Genomic DNA, 3062 nt, shown 5'->3' with positions numbered 1-3062 from the left:
GCACGAGGCAGGCTCTCATTGGCGACGCTCATCCCCTCCCGCAACAGCAGCCTGCCGCAGATGACCAGCGGCGAGAAGCGCTTCTCCGAGCGCCTGGAGCAGAAGCTCGAGGACGACTACCTGCTGTGGTACGACGTGGCGATCGGCCCCAGGCAGCGCCGCCCCGATTTCATCGTGTTCCATCCGCGCCGCGGCCTGCTGGTGCTCGAAGTGAAGGACTGGAAGCCGGGCACCATCCAGCAGGCCGACCGCACCCTGTTCACACTGATCACCGGCAGCAGCAGCGTGAAGGAACACAACCCGCTGATGCAGGCGCGCGACGGCGCCAACGAAATCTACAAAGTGCTGGCGCAGGACCCGGCGCTGCGCCATCCGCCCGGCCACACCTACGAGGGCAAGTTGCTGATGCCGTGGGGCTACGGCGTGGTGCTGGCCAATATCAGCCGCAAGCAGTTCGAGGCCGGACAGCTCGAAGCGGTGATCCCCGCCCATCTGGTGATCTGCCAGGACGAGATGTACGAATCGGTGGAGTCCGAAGCGTTCCAGGAACGCCTGTGGGCGATGTTTCCGCAGGTCTTCCCCACCGCGCTCACGCTGCCGCAGATCGATCGCGTGCGCTGGCATCTGTTTCCGGAAATCCGCGTGGAGCCCGGCGAGGGCCAGTTCGGCCTGTTCGCCTCCGCCAGCAGCAGCTCGACCAAGCTGGCGATTCCGGATCTGATCAAGGTGATGGACGCGCAGCAGGAGCTGCTGGCCCGCTCGCTGGGCGACGAGCACCGCATCATTCACGGCGTGGCCGGCTCGGGCAAGACCATGATCCTGGGCTTTCGCGCGATGGAACTGGCGCGTGCGCTGTCCAAGCCGATCCTGGTGCTGTGCTACAACAAAACGCTGGCCGAGCGCCTTGAACAACTGATGGGCGAACGCGGCCTCAGCGACAAGGTGCAGGTGTACAACTTCCACAAGTGGTGCCGCAGCATGCTGACGGCCTACCACGTGCCCCTGCCCGAAGACGGCCCGCATTTCGCCGAAGCGTTGCCGCCGGCCGTCATCGCGGGCGTGGACAGCGGRCAGATTCCGCGCTTCCAGTACGGCGCGGTGCTGATCGACGAAGGCCATGATTTCGAGCCCGAGTGGTACAAGCTCATCGTGCAGATGATCGATCCCAACACCAACTCGCTGCTGGTGTTGTACGACGACGCGCAGAACATCTACGGCCAGGCCAATCGCAAGAAGCTCAGCTGGAAAAGCCTGGGCGTGCAGGCACAGGGCCGCACCACCATCCTCAAGCTCAACTACCGCAACACGCTGGAAATCCTCTCGGTGGCGCGCGGCTTCGCCAACGAACTGCTGCTGGGCCGCAGCGACGATGACGACGGCGTGCCGCTGATCGCACCGGAAAGCGCCGGGCGTCGCGGTGCCCTGCCCGAGCTGATCCGCGTGGAGCGCCAGGAGGATCAGCTGCCGGCGATCATCCAGCGGCTGCGCGATGAGCTGGGTGCGGGTCGCCCGCTGTCGGACATGGCGGTGATCTTCCGCAACAGCTGGGAAGGCGAAAAGCTGCAGGAAGCGCTGCAGCGTGCCGGTATTGCCAGCCAGCTCGCCGAGGGCAATGGCAAGAGCTCGCTGTTCGTGGTGGACGACACCGTGAAGCTGGTGACCATGCATTCCAGCAAGGGCCTGGAATTTCCCTTGGTGATCATCCCCGGCCTGGGCTCGCTGCCCAAACCCGGCAAAAACGAGGCGGAAGAGGCACGCCTGCTCTACGTGGCGATGACGCGTGCGACCGAGCAACTGGTGCTGATTCACCACGAGGATTCGATCTTCAGCCAGCGCATCCGCAACTCCATCAACGACGTGCAACAGCAGCTGGCGAGCGCCTGAAGCGGCCCGCCCTCTTCCACGGGGGCGTGTGCGGGCCGATACTCGGGCAAACCGCTGCCGATGTGATGTCCATGCGCGATCTGTTCGACGAATCCGTTCTGGCACCGCAACCCCTCGAGGTTGCGCTGACCCTGCCCGCGCGCTTCTACACCGACCCGCGCATGCTGGCGCTGGATGCACGCGCCATCTTTGCGCGCAGCTGGCAGCTGGTCTGCCACCGCTCGCAGGTGCCCGAAGTGGGCGATCACGTGGTGACCGAGATTGCCGGCCTGCCGTTGATCGTGGTGCGCGGCGAAGACGGCGTGATCCGCGCCTTCCACAACGTCTGCCGCCATCGGGCAGGACCGATCGCCAGTTGCGATGGCAAGGGCGCGAAGGCGCTGCGTTGCCGTTATCACGGCTGGACCTACGGGCTCGACGGCGTGCTGCGCGGCGCGCCGGAGATGGGCCGCACGCAGGACTTCAATCCCTCCGATATCCGCCTGCCTGAAGTGCGGGTGCAGGTATGGCAGGGCCTGGTGTTTGTCGCCCTTGGCGAGGCGCCGCCGTTTGCGGAGCTGGTCGCCGGCATCGACGAACGCCTGGGGCCGGCGCGTTCGCTGGAAGACTACGTGTTTCATCACCGCGCCAGCTACGAGGTGGCGTGCAATTGGAAGGTCTACGTGGACAACTACCTCGAGGGCTACCACGTGCCGCACATCCATCCCGGCCTCAACAGCCTGCTCGACTATCGCAGCTACATCACCGAAACGGCGCCGTGGTATTCGTTCCAGTACAGCCCGCTGGAAAGCGCCGGCGACCTGTACKGCAGCGGCGAAGCGCTGTATTACTTCATTCATCCCAACACCATGCTCAACATCCTGCCTTCGCGTTTGCAGACCAATCGCGTATTGCCGCTGGGCGTGGATCGCTGCCGGGTGGAATTTGATTTCTACTATCCAGCCGATGACAGCGATGCCGCGCATGCGCGTCGCGCACGCGATGTGGAGTTCAGCGACGAAGTGCAGGATGAGGACGTGACCATTTGCGAGGACGTGCAGCGCGGCCTGGCGTCGGGCTCGTACGAAGCGGGCCGGCTCAATCCGCTGAGAGAGAATGCCGTGCATCACTTCCACGAGATGGTGCGACGCGCGTATCGCGAATCGCTCGTCCAAGCCTGAACACCATGCTCGCCGCAC

At 64.7% G+C, this 3062-nt stretch carries 2 protein-coding genes; both read left to right on the top strand.

Annotated features, from left to right (window positions below):
• Positions 1-60: 60 nt before the first annotated feature.
• On the top strand, positions 61-1884 hold the full coding sequence (locus AC1DMG_RS21290) for a DEAD/DEAH box helicase (RefSeq protein WP_477176483.1): 1824 nt from the start codon (positions 61-63) through the stop codon (positions 1882-1884).
• Between the two features lie 71 nt (positions 1885-1955).
• Positions 1956-3044: an aromatic ring-hydroxylating oxygenase subunit alpha gene (locus AC1DMG_RS21285; protein ID WP_477181072.1), complete on the top strand. Its 1089-nt coding sequence runs from the start codon at positions 1956-1958 to the stop codon at positions 3042-3044.
• Positions 3045-3062: the final 18 nt, after the last annotated feature.

This window comes from Dyella sp. 01N36 (assembly GCF_056399745.1).
This window is presented reverse-complemented; position numbering and strand designations above follow the sequence as displayed.